The sequence below is a fragment of the Enorma shizhengliae genome (genome assembly GCF_009676995.1).
Classification (GTDB): domain Bacteria; phylum Actinomycetota; class Coriobacteriia; order Coriobacteriales; family Coriobacteriaceae; genus Enorma; species Enorma massiliensis.
Map to the genome: position 1 here is coordinate 147,882 of NZ_VTFZ01000002.1, position 14,428 is coordinate 162,309.

Sequence of the window (14,428 nt, forward strand, 5' to 3'; positions counted from 1 at the left end):
TTCCGCAGGAATTCGCTTGCCGAATTCCGAGGACCAGCGAGCGGACAACACCCGGGAGGGCGTCGGGAGCCTACGCGCTCAGCTGCGCCTGCACGCAGGTAATCGCCACCACGCCCACGATGTCGTCTGCGGAGCATCCGCGAGAGAGGTCGTTGACCGGCTTGGCGATGCCCTGCAGGATGGGGCCGTACGCTTCGGCACGGCCAAAGCGCTGCACGAGCTTATAGCCGATGTTGCCAGCGGCAAGATCGGGGAACACCAGCACGTTCGCCGACCCGGCAACCGTCGAATCGGGGGCCTTGAGCTCGGCCACCTTGGGAACGATGGCGGCATCGAGCTGCAGGTCTCCGTCGATAGCGATCTCGGGCGCCTTCTCCTTGCAGAAGGCAACGGCTTCCTGCACCTTCTTGGCGGTATCGCCGCCGGCCGACCCCATCGTGGAGTAGGAGAGGAGCGCTACCTTGGGCTCGACCTCGCCCATGAAGGTCTTCCAGGAGTGGGCGGAGGCGATGGCGATCTCGGAGAGCTCATCGGAGGTGGGGGCGATGTTAAGCCCGCAGTCGGCGAAGATCACGGTGCCGTTGGCGCCGAAGTCGGGCGTCTGGGTGCACATGACCATGAAGGCGCTCACGAGCTTGGTGCCGGGGGCGGTCTTCAGGATCTGAAGGGCGGGGCGCAGCGTATCGGCGGTGGAATGGCACGCGCCCGAGACGAGGCCATCGGCGTCGCCCATCTTCACCATCATGGTGCCGTAGTAGGTGTTATCCATGATCTGCGCGCGGGCCTGCTCGATGGTGACCCCCTTCTTCGAGCGAAGCTCGGCGAACTTCTGCGCATAGGCCTCGTGCTTGGGGGCCGTGGGGCTCTTGGGGTTGATGACCTGCGCGCCGGGCACGTCGATTTCGGCGGGGTCGCCCAAGATCACGATGTTGGCCAGGCCCTCCGCGATGATCTTCTTGGCGGCCTCGATGGTGCGCGGGTCCTCGCCCTCGGGCAGCACGATGGTCTTCAGATCCTGCTTCGCCGTCTGCTTCATGCGGTTTAGGAAGTCACTCATAGTTCTCCTCGAGTTTCGGGCTCGGCACCCACGACGGGCCCCGTCTCGGTCATCGAACCGAGCGATCGCCTCCATTGCCGCGGCATGTTGAGCTTTCCTTGTGTGGCATGACCATTATAGGGCGCTGAGCGCTATAATCGCTTAGATAATTGACGGATCGGCAATCGATCGCAGTCAGAAAAACCCTGCAAGGAGCATGTATGCAGATCTCTATCGGTCTTCCGGCAACCTTCAACCCCGATGCGTACGACATGATCGTGGTGGGTGCCGGGTACGCCGGCTCGGTATGCGCGCGCCGTGTGGCGGAGGGCGCTGGATTTCGCGTCGCGGTGCTCGAGCGCCGCGAGCACATCGCGGGCAACGCCTACGACTACGTGAACGACGAGGGCATCCTCGTCCACAAGTACGGTCCGCACATCTACCACACCTACAGTGAGCGCGTGCACGAGTTCCTCTCGCGCTTTACCAAGTGGACGGACTACCAGCACAAGGTGCTTGCCAACATCCACGGCACCCTCATGCCCGTTCCCTTCAACCACACGAGCCTCAGGCTCGCGTTCGGCGAAGACCGTGGCGAAGAACTGTATCGTAAGCTCGTTGACACCTTCGGTGAGGACAAGAAGGTCCCCATCATGGAGCTCCGTCAGAAGAACGATCCGGACCTTCAGGAGGTCGCGGATTATGTCTATGAGAACGTCTTCCTCTATTACACGATGAAGCAGTGGGGCCAGACGCCCGACCAGATCGATCCGTCGGTGACCGGCCGCGTGCCCGTGTTCATCGGCGATGACGACCGCTACTTCCCGCAGGCTCCCTATCAGGGCATGCCCGAGGATGGCTACACCGTTCTGTTCGAGCATATGCTCGACCACGACCTCATCGACGTGTTCGTTGGCGTCGATGCCCGCGATATCTTCACGCTCGATGAGAACAACGTGAGCGTTTGCGGCAAGGTCTATGGCGGCGAGATTGTCTACACCGGTCCCCTCGACGAGCTCTTCAACCTCGACCTTGGTGCGCTTCCGTACCGTACGCTCGACATGCAGTTCGAGACGCTCGAACAGGACCAGTTCCAGCCCGTTGGCACGGTGAACTACACCACGAGCGAGGACTTCACGCGCATCACCGAGTTCAAGAACATGACCGGTCAGGTGGTTCCTGGAAAGACCACCATCATGAAGGAGTTCAGTCACGCGTACGAGCCGGGCAGCGGTCAGACGCCCTACTACGCGATCATCGATCCTAAGAACCGCGCGCTGTACGAGCGCTACCTTGAGCGTGTCCAGAACCTCACGAACTTCCATCCGGTCGGTCGCCTTGCCGAGTACCGCTATTACGACATGGACGCGGTGACCGATTCTGCCCTCGAACTCTCCGACGAAATCATTTCCTGCCATGCATAAAATCATCTCTTTCGGTATTCCCTGCTACAACTCTGCCGCCGATATGGACCATTGCATCACCTCGATTCTCGAGGGGAGCAATTTTGCCGAAGACATCGAGATCATCATCGTCGACGACGGCAGTAAGGACGAGACGCCCGCCAAGGCCGATGAATGGGCCGCGCGCTATCCGAGCATCATCAAGGTGGTTCACCAGGAAAACGGTGGTCATGGCATCGCGCTGCTCGCCGGTCTGCGCGAGGCGCAGGGCACGTACTACAAGGTCGTCGATTCCGACGACTGGCTCGACGCCGCGGCGCTTTCCACCATGCTGAGCCTTCTGCGCGGTTTCGAAGAGCGCGACATGCGCGTTGACCTCTTCATCTCGAATTACGTGTACGAGAAGGTTTACGAAGGCAAGCACGTGACCATCAGCTATCACGGTGCCCTGCCCCGTAAGAAGGTCTTCACATGGGATAAGATCGGGTATTTCCGCCCCGATCAGAACCTGCTCATGCACAGTCTTTGCTACCGGGTCGACGTTCTGCGCGAGGCCAACCTACCGCTTCCGGCGCACACGTTCTACGTGGATAACATCTATGCCTACGTGCCGCTGCCGCACTGCAAGACCATGTACTACGCCGACATCGACCTCTATCGCTACTTTATCGGGCGCGAGGGGCAGAGCGTGAACGAGGCGACCATGATTCGCCGTCTCGACCAGCAGTTCCGCATCACGCGCATCATGATGAACGCGTATCACCTCTATACCGACGTGAAGGAACCGCGCCTTGCGTCTTATATGATGGGGTATTTCACCATGATGATGTCGGTGTGCTCCATCTTCTCCAAGCTTTCGGAGGAAGATCGCTGGAAAGAGGAGAACAAGCGCCTCTGGGCCGAACTCAAGGAGTACGACGAGCGCATGTACCGCCATGCGCGCTGTGGCATCTTGGGCATCGGCACGAACCTGCCCACGAAGGCGGGGGAGAAGGCCTCGATCGGGCTCTATCGCGCAGCGAGCAAGATCTTCAAATTCAATTAATATCGCTCCCGTCGGTGCCCGGGCATATCGTCCCGTGCTCAAACATACTCGAAGGCCCGGCAGCGCCGGGCCTTCTGCGTAACTGCGCGCGGAACGATATGCCCGGGCACCTGCTCGATATGCACGTGCGCAGAATTGGGCGGTAGATGTCCCGGACGTCGCCTGCTGTCTGACGTTTTCGCTAGATCGTGATGTACCCGGTGGCGAGGAGCGCCACGGCGATGACGGCGACGACGGCAATGAAGGCGGCAAGCAGCTTCTCTCGGCCGGTCATGATGGTCGCATGGCCATAATCGCGGCGGGCCTTAACGTAGAACGCAAGGCCGGGCACATAGGCGATGCAGCAGAGCATAAGCAGGTCTACGCCTGCAAGCAGGATGGCTACGACGAGGAAGGCGGTGGCAAACGCCGAAAGGGCGAGCGCCGGCCCGGCATGCTCGACATCGCGATGCTTCGCAAGCTTGACCATATAGGCGGATGCGAGCGCCCATGAGATGACGATCGAGGCAGTGCAGAGGGAATAGGCGAACTGGTACGCTGCTTCCGAGAACAGCATCACGATTGAGAGCAGCTGGATCATGCATCCGGTAACGATGAGGCAGATCGTGGGCGCGTTGTGGGCGTTGAGCTTTCCGAACGAGCGGGGCAGCAGTTCCATGCGCGCCATGCGATTCATGGCCTCCGAGGCAAGGATGGTATAGGAGAGCCAGGCGCCGAAGATCGAGATGACGAGCCCGCCCGAGATGAAGGCGCCGCCCCAGGGCCCAACGACTTCTTGGAAGATGTAGGCCATGGACGGAGACCCCATCTGCAGCAGCTCGTCGCGCGTGAGGTAGCCGTAGGGGAGAACCGATGCCGCAACGTAAATGACAACGAGCGCCGTCACCCCGAGAATCGTCGCGCGCGACACATCGCTTTTGCGCTCGGCGCGGTGCCCGAGCACGCTCGCGCCCTCCATGCCGACGAACACCCACATCATGACCATGAAGCAATTGATAATCTGGGTGCCCACGCTTCCGGGGGCATCGGGGCCGCCAAGGCTGTTGGCGAGGGTTCCCCAGAAATCGGCGGTGAAGACATCGAAGCTGAACATGAGCAGCATCGCGACGATGAACACGAAGATGGGGACGAGCTTGCAGATCATCACGATGGCGTTCACCACGGAGGCCTCTTCGATGCCGTGATTCACCAAGAGCACGATGAGCCAGTTCACCACGGAGATGAACACCACAGCGCCCACGGTTAGATCGCCGGCGAACGGCGGGAAGAAGTAGCCGATGGCGGTGGCGAGCATGACGCCGAACGCGACGTTGCCAATCCAGATGGAAAGCCAGTAGCCCCATCCGGAAACAAATCCGACGAAGGGGCCGAAGCCCTCTCGGGCGTAGGCGACGATGCCGTCAAGGTCGGGGCGTGCGAGGGAGAGCTTGCCGAATGTGTTGGCAAGCGCGATGAAACCGATTCCGGTGATAAGCCATGCGATGATGGCGGGACCGGGCGCTGCGGCGGCAGAGATATCCGTCGAGAGGGCGAAGACGCCAGAGCCGATCGAGGAGGAGATGACGAGCGCGATGAGGCCTATGAGCCCGATGCCCTTCTTGTGCGGCGCGGTCGTGGCGGTCTCGTTCATCTGATTCATGGCAAGCTCCCCATCCGTCCAAAAATACAGGCAACCACTTTTAGTACTGCTGTAACGTGCTAAAAGGTTGCCTCTATATTCATTATGATATGGATTTGGCTACATCTTTATACGAAGGGGCGCCATGAATTCCGTCAGCGGTCATGCATCCGGCGCAGATGGCCTCTTCGAGCGCTCGGGTGGCGGCGAGGCCCATGAGGTCGATGGGAATATCGATGCACCCGAGCTCCCCGGAGGCGAGGACGTAGATGGTGTCGCCGTCATTCGAGGTGTGCGTAGGACGGATCGTGTGCGCGTAGGCGTCGGCAGCCATCTGCGCGACTTTGGTTGCCTGGGCCTTGGTGAGCCGGGCGTTGGTGATGATGCACGAGATGGTGGTGTTGGTGCGGTCGAGCGGCATGGAGAGGCCGTCTGAGTCGGCGAGCATGGCTTCTTCCATGCTGACGATCTCGAGGCTGTCCGGTGCGCTACGCATGCCCGCGATGAAGGAACCGGTGCGCGGATCAATAACGTTACCGCAGGGATTGACGACGGCGACGGCGCCAACGCGAAGCAGGCCGAGTTCTATAGCGCGTGCGCCGAGGCCGCCCTTCATAAGCATGCTCGGTCCGCGGAGCTTGCCCACCGTGGCTCCGGTTCCGGCTCCCACCGTGCCCTCGAGAACACAGGTGCTGTCACCGTCGAGGGCTGCACGGGTCGCGCTGATGCCCTCCTGAACGCCGGGACGGACGCTCGCTTCGCCGAATGCGAGGTCGAAGATGCAGCTCGAGCACACGATGGGCACGCGCGTCGGGCCGACATCGAGCCCGATACCGCGAGCCTCGAGTTCGCGCGCCACGCCCGATGCAGCCTCGAGGCCGAAGGCCGAGCCGCCGGATAGGCAGACGGCATGTACGACATCGACCGTGTTCTCGGGACGGAGCAGGTCTGTTTCGCGTGAAGCTGGTGCTCCGCCGCGCACGTCGACGCCTCCCGTGGCACCTTGTTCTGCAACGATGACGGTGCATCCCGTGGCGGCGTCCCGATTCGTAAAGTGGCCGATGCGGAACCCTTCGATGCTGCTGATGGGAATGGGACGGTAGTGCTCAGATGCCATCATATTCGTCCTTTCGCGGTGTGAGCGCGCTCGTTATGGAAGCGTGATGCGAGGGCCAAGATGCCTGGCCAACTCGGCGATGGGAAGTCCGACGACGTTGTAGTAATCGCCTCGAATACCTCGAACGAGCATCCGCCCCCCGGCGCCCTGGATTCCATAAGCTCCGGCCTTGTCCATGGGTTCGCCGCTTGCCACATACGCCTCGATGTGAGCTTCGGAGAGCGGGTAGAACGAGACGTCGGTGACGGCGACGAACGAATCGATTATTCCTGCAGGCGGCGTGCCTTCGTGTGCGTCCTGCGGACCGGAGGCCGAAGGTTCGGTCTTTCGGAGCTCGCCCGTGGCAATGCAGACGCCCGTTGCTACCTGGTGAGTGCGCCCCGAAAGCAAGTGGAGCATCCGCTTGGCATCTTCGGTGTCGCGTGGCTTACCCAAGATCTCGCCATCGATGGTAACGATGGTGTCGGCGGCGATTACGAGCTCGCCGGGGGCAGCCATCTCGCTGGCTACGGCCTGCGCCTTCGAGCGGGCAAGGCGCTCCACGAGGGCAAGGGGGTGCTCTCCGGGATGCGGCGTCTCGTCGATGTCTGCAGGTTTAACCGTGCAGGTATAGCCGGCTTCCCGCATGAGCTCGATGCGGCGCGGAGATTGCGAGGCGAGGATCATAGCTGGATGCCCTCGCGCACCTTCTCTACGGCTCGCTCACCGGCGATATCGCCGAGCACGGCGAGTGCGAACGGCAACGCCTGGCCCATGCCGGACGCGGTGATGATGTTGCCGTCTACGATGACGGTCTTCTCGCCCGCAAACGTGCCTGCGGGGAAACTTTTATCGAAACCGGGGAAGCAGGTGGCACGGCGTCCGACCAGAAGCCCGAGCTCGCCGAGAATGGAGGGGGCGGCGCAGATTGCGGCGACATGCTTTTTCGTGGCAAACTCGCGCACGAGGTTGCATACGCGCTCGTCACGGCGCAGGTTGGTCGCGCCGGGCAGGCCGCCGGGAAGCACGATGTAGTCATAGTCGTCGAAGTCGACCTCTTCGAGGGTGCAGTCGCAGGTGATTTCGATCTGCTGCGAGCTCACGGCATCGCGAGTCGACATGGTGGACACGAGGGAGACGCGCACGCCGCCTCGCCGAAGCACATCAACCATCGTGAGACATTCGATTGTTTCAAATCCATCGGCAACGAGCACGGCGACTGCGCTCATAGGGGCTCCCTTCATACGTATGCGTCCTGCGATCTTCGCAGATTTCAGACGAGTTATACCCGAACTGCACGGGCGCAAGACACGAGATGCGGCGATGAGCCATCCGTATGGACGCAGTGCTAGGCTCGCGAAAGATGTACGACAGTCTCACAGTGATACGTTTGCGGGAAAAGGTCTACCGGCGTGATCGCCGTCGCCTTGAACGTTCCGTCTTCGCGGAAATGGGCGAGGTCGCGCGCCAGCGTCGCCGGATCGCAGGATACGTATGCGACGTCGCGCGCGGAGGTGCCAGCGATGAGCTCGATGGCTTCGGCCGCAAGACCGGCGCGCGGGGGGTCGACCACGAGCACGTCGGCATCGTCGCCGGGGAATTCGCGCACCGCGTCGCCTCCGATCGCGTCGACGTTGTCGAGTCCAGCGCGCTCGATGTTGCGGCGCAGGTCCCGAACGGCGGGGCCGTATGATTCAACCGCTGCGACCCAGCTGCACCGGCGTGCGAGCGGCAGCGTGAACGTTCCCGCACCGCAATACAGATCGAGCGCAACGTCATCGGGCCCGGGTTTGAGGGCGTCGACGACAAGCTCGATGAGAAGCTCGGCTGCAGCAGTATTGACCTGGAAAAACGAGGGCGCCGAGATGCGCATGGTTTCCTCGCCGATTCGCTCTGTCCAAGACCCCTGGCCGGCGAGAAGCTCGTTTTTCTCTACGCGCCGCGCCGCGCGGTCTCCCTTGGTGAGTACGCGGACGACGCTCGTGGGTTTGACGGCGTCATCGAGCACGCGCGCCACGTGGGCGCGCGGGAACCCGCCCGTCGGGGTCCAGAGCGCAACTTCGAGCGCTTTGGTGCGCCGGCTCGCTCGAATGCCCACGCGCTCAAGGTTGAGGTCGCGCGAGTTGCCGAGATAGGAGAGGGCGCCCGTGACCGCCTTGATTGCCTTGGACGCAGTGCTCTCGAATAGGGGGCATCGATCAACCTTGATGATCTGATCGGGGTCGATGCCATGCATTCCAAGTCGAAGGCGACCGTTTTCGCTGTGCACGCCGAGCTCGACCTTGTTGCGATAGCCCCATGCATCCTTCGTGTAGCGAATCGGCTGCACGAGGTCGTTGATTTCTTCGGGGGTGAAATGGCCTATGCGCTGGAGCGCCGAGCGTAGGTTTTCTTCTTTAGCGTGCAACTGGGTCTCTCGGTCGAGCGCTCCCCAAGGGCAGCCACCGCAAACACCCACGAAGGGGCAGGGGGGCGTGACGCGCATCCCGGATGGTTCGATGATGTTGGTGGCTCGGGCTCGCGAGAACGATGGACCGTCTGAAGTTAGCTCGGCATCTACCACGTCGCCTACGACGCCGCCAGCAACGAAGACCGTCTTGCCTTCGTCGGTATGCGCGATGCCATCGGCACCGTAACCCATGCGTTCAATGGTGAGCCTCATGAAACCCCTTCGGTCGTAGTGTTCGTCAAAAGTGTAGCCGAAAGCAGCGGTTAGGGCTGCCAGTGCGCGCAGCTCCTCTCGAATCGCAGGCCTTCATCCACATGTTGCGAATGCGGGTGCAGGTACCGGTGGTGCTAACGCAGCGCGGTTGCCATGGCAATAAAATTTAATGCACCCACTATTGGCGAATTAGTATCAAAAAATGCACTAAGTCGGTCTTTTTATGTGGGAAACGGTGGTGCGAAATCCTCATCGCCCTGGTAGACGGTTTGCTTCCAACCCCTTTATCAGGGCGGTGGGCGAAAGGCACCCTTGTGATTGCAGGAGCAAAGACCGACTTAGCGCATTTTTGGCTAGAAATCGAAAAGGTGGGAGGGCATTAAATAGAAGTGTGTGGGCATTAAATAAGAGAATAGTTTTGCGGCTCATCGGATGGCCTTGCGGTCGATCATTTGGAACGGCAAGGACACCACGTATCGCACGCGGGTGTTGGGCGCTCAAAAACTGGGAGGCCCAGCATTCATTCCAGTGTGTTCCGCCTGAGCCAATGCTTCGCTTATGCGAGCGCCCGCCGCAAGCCCCGTGAAGATAAGGGGGGACGGTACGGCGGGCGCTCGGGTTGGTGTATGCGGCAAACGCGTTCGTCGGCGTTCGACGATTAGGTCATGTCTTCCAGCGTTTCCGATTGCGCTCGAAAGCACCACTATCGGTTTGGCTCTCGGCATGGGCGCCGGGTCGCTTCCGATAGTGCTCGGCTCTGTACGCCTACTTGCCGCGCTCTTCGGGCGTGCCTACGAAAAGCGTTTTGAGGCCGATGCCAATAAGGGCGAGGCCTGCGCGGAAGCGGCCGGGCTTGCGCTTGGCAAGCGTAGTGGTGGCGGCAAAACGAGCCGAGCTGGAGGCTTTTGCCTGCTCACCATGCTCGTCTTCGGGGTCTATAACCGTTGCTTTCACGCTGGTCGCTTGCGCCTCTTGGGTGGTTGCGTGCGGTGCAACGGGGGCTGTCTTCGGCTCGGCGCCGGAAGATGGCCCGGTTGCTGCTGCGGGCGGTTCGGACGCAGCGCCCGCCGATTGCGACGTCGCCTCACGTTCGGAAACTGCTTCGGCTTCCTGCGCAGCTTGCTCTGCAGCAGAGGAGCGTTCGGCTACGTGGTCTATCGCGGGGTCGATGCGCGCGCCGTCCACCTCCGCGATAGATGCGGGCACCGTGGTAGGCGCCGCTGCTGCTTGAGTGCCGTCGATGCCGGCGGCTTCGGCACCAGCACCGGTGCCAGCGCCGTCGGACGGCGCGACGCGAGCGTCGGCAGCTGCCACGGCTGCTGCCTCTCGCTTCTGTTGCGCCACCGCGCGCGCTGCCGCAGCAAGCACCGCCTTCGCTGCCTCGTAGTCTTCCTGGCTCTCGGCTACCTGAGGCTCCGCCTGCTTTTCTTCCTTGTGCTTCTGCTCCGCTGCTGCGGCTGCTCGCGCATAGGCATGCTTAAGCAGGTATTCCTGCGAGTTGAAGGGCATGGCATCATCGCCGCGCTCAATCTTCTCCCAGGTACCCGTATTCGAGAGCTCGCGCGCCTTCACGTTGTCTTCCAGCTGAGCGTGCATATAGCTCTGTACCATCTCGCGGCAGGTGGCGTCGAGCACGGGGTAGGCAATCTCCACGCGGTGCTCGGTGTTGCGCGTCATCATATCGGCGGAAGAAAGGTACACGATATCGTTGTCAACGCCGAAGGAGTACACGCGGGCATGCTCCAGGAAGCGCCCGACGATGGAGCGGATGTGCACGTTTTCGGTCTTTCCCGCGATGCCCGGCAGCAAACACGAGATGCCGCGAATAATCATCTCCACCTCGACGCCCGCTTGCGAGGCCTCGGCGATCTTGTCGATGACCTCACGGTCGGTGAGCGAGTTCATCTTGAAGAAGACGCGTGCAGGCTCGCCTGCGCGGGCGCGGTCGATTTCACGGTTCAGCCCGTTCATGATGAGCGGTTTCAGGCCTGCCGGCGCTACGCCCAGGTAGCGATAGTCGCCGGAAAGGTTGCCAAGCGCCAGGTTGCGGAAGAACGCGTTCGCATCCTCGCCGATGCCGGGGTGGGCGGTCATGAGCATGAAGTCGGAGTACAGCCGCGCGGTCTTCTCGTTGAAGTTGCCCGTGCCCAGAAGCGTGATGCGCGTGAGCGCCATACCTTCGCGATAGGTGATCTGGCAGATCTTGGAGTGGCACTTGAAGCCCTCGGAACCGTAGATGACGGTGCACCCGGCCTCTTCCAGGCGCTCTGCCCACTCGATGTTGTTCTGCTCGTCGAAACGGGCGCGGAGCTCCATGAGCACCGTGACCTCTTTGCCGTTCTCGGCGGCATCGATGAGCGATTCGCACAGGCGGCTCTGCTTCGCAACGCGGTAGAGGGTGATCTTGATGGAAATGCACGAGTCGTCGAAGGCTGCCTGATGCATGAGGTCGAGCAGCGGGCTCATCGATTCGTACGGGTAGAACAGGAGCTTGTCGCCTTCGATGACCTGCTCGCGCATGGGGCGAGACATGTCGAACATCGAGCTCGTCTGCGGCTTGAAGGGCGGGAAGAGCAGATCCGCTCGGTGGTTGGGCAGATGGCTCTCGACGCTGTAGATATAGCCAAGGTCGAGCGGCGTGGCGTAAGAGAGCACGGAGCGCGCCGGGAGTCCGAGCGATTTGCGGATGCTCTTGAGCGTGGCCGCCTCGAGCGACCCTTGGACCTGGAGGGCAACCGGCTGGAGGCGCAGGCGCTTCTTCAGGATCTTCTTCATGTGCTGGCGATAGTCCTCGTCTTCCTCGACGCCCTCACCATCGGGGTCGATATCGGCGTTGCGCGTCACGCGCACCACGGCTCGGCCGGCCGGTGCATACGCGCCGAAGCAGCTCGGAAGGCAGGCGAGGATGACATCCTCGAGTAGGATGAAGCGGAACGTGTCCGTCTCGGAGGGCATCGCTACCACGCGGTTCATCGAGGCGGGGACCTCGATGAGGCCGATGAGGTTCTCCTCTTCCTCGCTTTCGAGGGCGCAGACGATATACAGCGCGCCGTTTCGCAGGTTGGGGAAGGGGTGCCGCGGATCGATCACGAACGGCGAGATGACCGGCGACACGTACGATTGGAAGTACCCCTCCACGAACGTGCGCTCGTCTCCGGTGAGCTCGTCCACCCCGATGCGGTAGACGCCGTGGTTCTGCAGCTCGCTTTCGATCTTTTCGACGATGTCGTTCTGCCGTTTGATGAGTGGCGGCAAGCTCGAGAAGATGAGCTCGATTTGCTCGGAGGGGGTGAGGTTGCTCTTGTTGTCGACTGGCTGGCGCTTAAGCGTAGCGAGGTCGGAGAGGCCGCCCACGCGGATCATGAAGAACTCGTCGAGGTTCGATTGGAAGATCGCGGCGAAGTTGAGGCGCTCGAAAAGAGGAACCGTCTCGTCGTAGGCCTCCTCGAGCACGCGGTCGTCAAAGCGCAGCCAGCTGATCTCGCGGTTTTGCGTGTACGAGAAGTCATAGCGCGACGATTTGTCGATAACCTCGGCGCTCTTGCGGCGCTTCCTCGCGCTTTTATCCCTCTTGGGGACTTTCGGCTTAGCGTCCTTGGTGGCCTTTGCGTCCTTAGAAGATGCCATGGTTGCTCCGTTATCTAGGTATGAGCGCGCCCCGCGCGCGCAGTATATATGCATGCAGCTAACTTTATACGTGTTAGCAGATGATTGCAGTGACGTTTCGAAAGCTTTATGAACTGCTTACGTCTTGGGGCAGCGTGCCGGGGGCAACGGAGCCCTGCCGTTCGCGGCACGCAAAAACCGGTGAACGGCACCTGTTCCGTGGGCGAGCGGTGCCAATCGGGCCGTAAACGGTCCAAAATCCGCAATATGTGAATAAAAGCAACTTACGAATGAATATGAAACGAAAGATAACTCCCTGCTGAAGCTATGGCTCGTGCGTTATGGCTGAAGTAACAATATGCAAATTAATAGCAAAAATATCCATTTGATATGTACGAAAGAAAAAATAGCGTCAATATTTGCCCACGTAATCACTTTATTCAAGCAAAGTGAGCTTCATAGCAATTATTACGAGATATACCGTTCCCCTCTAATTTGATACCGTTGGCGGATGCTTTCGGCATACGTCGAAATATTGGATATAACTATAGCTGTGTGCATACAGCACCCGGGCACCCGGGTGCTTGGCTGGCTGCGCGGGCGAATAACCCGGCAGCCGAGAAAGAAAGGTAGGAGGACATGACGAAAGGCTTGCATGTAACAAGCGAGATCGGGCAGTTGAAGAAAGTCTGCCTGCATCGCCCGGGCGACGAGCTGCTCAATCTGCCGCCCGATGAGCTCGAGCGCCTGCTCTTCGACGATGTTCCGTTCCTCGAGGTCGCGCAGCAGGAGCATGATCGCTTCGCCGAGATCCTACGCGAGCAGGGCGTCGAGGTGCTGTACCTCGAGAAGCTCGTCGCTGAGGCCTTCGACGCGGTACCCGAGGCGCGCGCTGAGTTCCAGAAGCAGTGGCTCGAGGAGGCCGGAATCAAGGGCAAGATGGCCCCGCAGGCTGTGAGCGAGCTCCTCGATTCCATCACCGACAATTTCGAGTACGTCAAGAAGACCATGGCCGGTATCACCAAGGCCGAGGTCGAGATGCCGCACACGAGCTCGGTGACCCTCGACTCCCTGGTGAACACCGAGAGCGAGTCCGACCTCATCGTCGACCCGATGCCCAACCTCTACTTCACGCGCGACCCGTTCGCCGTGGTGGGCACCGGCGTGAACCTGAACCGTATGTACTCGGTCACCCGTAACCGCGAGACCCTGTACGGCAAGTACATCTTCAAGTATCACCCCGATTACAAGGATGTCTCGCTGTACTTCCGTCGCGATGCCTCCTTCCACACCGAGGGTGGCGACGTGCTCAACATCAACGAGCACACCATCGCGGTCGGCATCTCCCAGCGCACCCAGGCTGCGGCCATCGACGTCATGGCGCAGAACATGTTCTGGAACTCCGACTCCAAGATCGACACGATCCTCGCGTTCGACATCCCCGTGTCCCGTGCCTTCATGCACCTCGACACCGTGTTCACGCAGATCGATGTCGACAAGTTCACCATCCATCCCGCCATCATGGGCACCCTCAAGGTGTACAAGCTCACCCCGGGCAAGAACCCCGGCGAGGTCGACATCACCGAGACCACCGATACGCTCGAGCACGTGCTCGCTTCGGCGCTCGGCATCGACGCCGTGAAGCTCATCCCCTGCGGTGGCGGCGACCCGATCGCGGCTGCCCGCGAGCAGTGGAACGACGGCTCCAACACCCTCGCCGTCGCCCCTGGCAAGATCTGCGTGTACCAGCGCAACAACGTCACTAACGACGTCCTCTACAAGGAGGGCATGGAGCTGCTCGTCGTGCCTTCGGCCGAGCTCTCCCGTGGCCGTGGCGGCCCGCGCTGCATGAGCATGCCGTTCTGGCGCGAGGACCTGTAACAGTTGGATATTGACGGCGCCCCGCGCCCGGGGCGCCGTCATACTTACTATCCAGGGCACGTGGTGCCCACAATGCACGGA

The 14,428-nt window shown here is 61.1% G+C and carries 10 protein-coding genes; 3 read left to right on the forward strand and 7 right to left on the reverse strand.

Annotated features, from left to right (window positions below):
* Window positions 1–70 precede the first annotated feature (70 nt).
* Window positions 71–1,057, reverse strand: a complete 987-nt coding sequence (gene pta / locus GJE22_RS03045; RefSeq protein WP_144687760.1) for a phosphate acetyltransferase — start codon at window positions 1,055–1,057, stop codon at window positions 71–73.
* A gap of 200 nt (window positions 1,058–1,257) precedes the next feature.
* On the opposite strand from pta, the gene glf reads away from it, so the two are divergent.
* Both glf and GJE22_RS03055 read left to right on the forward strand, forming a co-directional pair.
* Entirely contained in the window at window positions 1,258–2,460 is a 1,203-nt protein-coding gene (glf, locus tag GJE22_RS03050) for a UDP-galactopyranose mutase (RefSeq protein ID WP_144687761.1), read from the forward strand.
* The gene (locus GJE22_RS03055) at window positions 2,453–3,484 is read left to right on the forward strand and encodes a glycosyltransferase family 2 protein (RefSeq protein WP_087186007.1); all 1,032 of its coding nucleotides are present in this window, start codon (window positions 2,453–2,455) and stop codon (window positions 3,482–3,484) included. The genes glf and GJE22_RS03055 overlap by 8 nt, the downstream gene beginning before the upstream one ends.
* Before the next feature lie 181 nt (window positions 3,485–3,665).
* On the opposite strand, the gene GJE22_RS03060 is transcribed toward GJE22_RS03055, so the two are convergent.
* The 6 genes from GJE22_RS03060 to ppk1 form a co-directional block, all read right to left on the reverse strand.
* Window positions 3,666–5,123, reverse strand: coding sequence for a basic amino acid/polyamine antiporter (locus GJE22_RS03060; RefSeq protein WP_235895761.1), 1,458 nt, complete (start codon window positions 5,121–5,123; stop codon window positions 3,666–3,668).
* An 82-nt stretch (window positions 5,124–5,205) separates the two neighbouring features.
* Entirely contained in the window at window positions 5,206–6,222 is a 1,017-nt protein-coding gene (locus GJE22_RS03065) for a P1 family peptidase (protein WP_144687762.1), read from the reverse strand.
* A gap of 30 nt (window positions 6,223–6,252) precedes the next feature.
* Entirely contained in the window at window positions 6,253–6,885 is a 633-nt protein-coding gene (locus tag GJE22_RS03070; RefSeq protein ID WP_144687763.1) for a Maf family protein, read from the reverse strand.
* Window positions 6,882–7,427 carry a DJ-1 family glyoxalase III gene (locus GJE22_RS03075; RefSeq protein WP_019128527.1) on the reverse strand — a complete coding sequence of 182 codons (546 nt, stop codon included), beginning with the start codon at window positions 7,425–7,427 and terminating at the stop codon, window positions 6,882–6,884. The genes GJE22_RS03070 and GJE22_RS03075 overlap by 4 nt, the downstream gene beginning before the upstream one ends.
* A gap of 119 nt (window positions 7,428–7,546) precedes the next feature.
* A complete protein-coding gene (gene rlmD / locus GJE22_RS03080; RefSeq protein ID WP_144687764.1) occupies window positions 7,547–8,860 on the reverse strand; it encodes a 23S rRNA (uracil(1939)-C(5))-methyltransferase RlmD in 1,314 nt (437 codons plus the stop codon).
* A gap of 765 nt (window positions 8,861–9,625) precedes the next feature.
* Entirely contained in the window at window positions 9,626–12,487 is a 2,862-nt protein-coding gene (ppk1, locus tag GJE22_RS03085) for a polyphosphate kinase 1 (RefSeq protein WP_218957882.1), read from the reverse strand.
* Window positions 12,488–13,105: 618 nt separating this feature from the next.
* Here ppk1 and arcA point away from each other — a divergent pair.
* Window positions 13,106–14,347: an arginine deiminase gene (gene arcA / locus GJE22_RS03090; protein WP_144687765.1), complete on the forward strand. Its 1,242-nt coding sequence runs from the start codon at window positions 13,106–13,108 to the stop codon at window positions 14,345–14,347.
* The last annotated feature ends 81 nt before the right edge of the window (window positions 14,348–14,428 follow it).

Bases quoted from the DNA above. Each gene is read 5' to 3' on its own strand.
- pta (WP_144687760.1), bottom strand. From the start codon at position 1,057: ATGAGTGACTTCCTAAACCGCATGAAGCAGACGGCGAAGCAGGATCTG.
- glf (WP_144687761.1), top strand. From the start codon at position 1,258: ATGCAGATCTCTATCGGTCTTCCGGCAACCTTCAACCCCGATGCGTAC.
- GJE22_RS03055 (WP_087186007.1), top strand. From the start codon at position 2,453: ATGCATAAAATCATCTCTTTCGGTATTCCCTGCTACAACTCTGCCGCC.
- GJE22_RS03060 (WP_235895761.1), bottom strand. From the start codon at position 5,123: ATGAATCAGATGAACGAGACCGCCACGACCGCGCCGCACAAGAAGGGC.
- GJE22_RS03065 (WP_144687762.1), bottom strand. From the start codon at position 6,222: ATGATGGCATCTGAGCACTACCGTCCCATTCCCATCAGCAGCATCGAA.
- GJE22_RS03070 (WP_144687763.1), bottom strand. From the start codon at position 6,885: ATGATCCTCGCCTCGCAATCTCCGCGCCGCATCGAGCTCATGCGGGAA.
- GJE22_RS03075 (WP_019128527.1), bottom strand. From the start codon at position 7,427: ATGAGCGCAGTCGCCGTGCTCGTTGCCGATGGATTTGAAACAATCGAA.
- rlmD (WP_144687764.1), bottom strand. From the start codon at position 8,860: ATGAGGCTCACCATTGAACGCATGGGTTACGGTGCCGATGGCATCGCG.
- ppk1 (WP_218957882.1), bottom strand. From the start codon at position 12,487: ATGGCATCTTCTAAGGACGCAAAGGCCACCAAGGACGCTAAGCCGAAA.
- arcA (WP_144687765.1), top strand. From the start codon at position 13,106: ATGACGAAAGGCTTGCATGTAACAAGCGAGATCGGGCAGTTGAAGAAA.